This window comes from Polaromonas sp. P1_G4 (assembly GCF_056405475.1).
This window is the reverse complement of record NZ_JBFUCA010000673.1, coordinates 1-1,854: the sequence shown is the minus strand read 5'-3', so window position 1 is coordinate 1,854 and position 1,854 is coordinate 1. Positions and strand designations below refer to the sequence as shown.

General features: G+C 55.4%; 1 protein-coding gene and 1 pseudogene. Both read left to right on the top strand.

Annotated features, from left to right (window positions below; genetic code table 11):
• The first annotated feature begins 6 nt into the window (after window positions 1–6).
• Complete coding sequence (gene dnaA / locus AC1D1X_RS22080; RefSeq protein WP_477699194.1) at window positions 7–1,401, top strand: chromosomal replication initiator protein DnaA; 1,395 nt, start codon at window positions 7–9, stop codon at window positions 1,399–1,401.
• Window positions 1,402–1,719: 318 nt separating this feature from the next.
• Window positions 1,720–1,854 (top strand): annotated as a pseudogene (locus AC1D1X_RS22075) (DNA polymerase III subunit beta); the annotation flags it as partial.

Sequence of the window (1,854 nt, the reverse complement as noted above, 5' to 3'; positions counted from 1 at the left end):
CCAGCCATGAGTGAGGCATCCGTCCAAAATCTGAACCAGGACTTGTGGCAGAGCTGCGTCGACCACCTGGCCCAGGAATTACCTGAACAACAGTTCAATACCTGGATCCGCCCCCTGCTTGTCGAGGTCGCTCCCGACCTCACCAAAGTCACCGTTTTAGTGGGTAACCGGTTCAAACTGGACTGGGTTCGCGCCCAGTATGCCGGCCGCATTTCGGCCCTGCTTGAGAAAATTTCCGGGCAAAGCATCCCCCTTGAGTTAGCACTTGCTCCGCGCGAAGCGCCCGCCAAGTCTTCTTCTCTGGTTCGCAGCTTTGAAGGCTCCGGCGTTCCTGAACCCGTCGGCCTGGGCGTTCCCGAAGAAGCCGCCGGCGCGCCGTTCAAGAATCGGCTCAACAGCGCGCTGACCTTCGACACCCTGATTGAAGGCACGGCCAACCGCATGGGCCGGGCCGCCGCGCTGCATGTTTCCAGCAGCCTGGGCCAGCTTTACAACCCGCTTTTTATCTACGGCGGCGTAGGTTTGGGCAAGACGCATTTGATGCACGCGATCGGCAATAAATTGCTGTCGGACAACCCCGCCGCCAAAGTTCTCTACATCCATGCTGAACAATTTGTTTCAGATGTGGTTAAAGCTTACCAACGCAAGACTTTTGATGAATTCAAGGAGCGTTATCACTCCCTGGATTTGCTGCTGATTGACGACGTCCAGTTCTTTGCCAACAAGGACCGCACCCAGGAAGAGTTTTTCAACGCTTTCGAGGCCTTGCTGACCAAAAAGTCGCACATCGTGATGACCAGCGACACTTATCCCAAGGGTTTGACGGATATCCACGAACGCCTGGTGTCGCGCTTTGATTCCGGCCTCACCGTCGCCATCGAACCGCCCGAGCTCGAAATGCGCGTCGCCATCCTGATCCGCAAGGCCGAAGCCGAAGGCGCCTCCATGCCCGAAGAAGTCGCCTTCTTCGTCGCCAAGAACGTCCGCTCCAACGTGCGTGAGCTCGAAGGCGCCTTGCGCAAGATCCTGGCGTACTCACGCTTCAATCTCAAGGAAATCTCCATCCMGCTGGCCCGTGAGGCCCTGCGTGACCTGCTTTCCATTCAGAACCGGCAGATCAGCGTCGAGAACATCCAGAAGACCGTCGCCGACTATTACAAGATCAAAGTGGCCGACATGTATTCCAAGAAGCGGCCAGCCAGCATTGCGCGGCCGCGGCAGATTGCCATGTACCTGGCCAAGGAACTCACGCAAAAGAGCCTCCCCGAGATCGGTGAGCTCTTTGGCGGGCGTGACCACACCACCGTGCTGCACGCCGTGCGCAAGATGTCTGCCGAGCGCCAGCAAATGACAGAGCTCAACCAGCAGCTGCATGTGCTTGAACAGACCCTGAAAGGCTGAGGAACAACCTCCATGCGCCCCATTAACTCCATGAACCCTCTTGCGCCCGGTTTTCACGGTGTTTTACAGAGCCCAGCCACCCTCACAATAACTTTGGGGACAACTTTTGAACAACCCATGGCTTATCCACAGAAGCAGATGACAATCGAAAGTTGTTCATATTCAGCAGTGCAGTTCAGGGGCGTCTGAACACATGGTTAAACAAACGCCAAGTGGTTGATCAAAAAGGGGAAAATGGCACTATCCACAGATGGGCGCCACCCTTATCTACTACTACTAATTTGAATTAAAGAATTAAAGATATATACAGAGGAAGTCATGATCGTTCTGAAAGCAACCCAGGATAAAGTTTTGTCGGTACTGCAGTCGGTGGCCGGCATCGTTGAGCGCAGGCACACCTTGCCCATCCTTGCCAACGTGCTGATCCGCAAAACTGGCGCCCAGCTGCAGCTC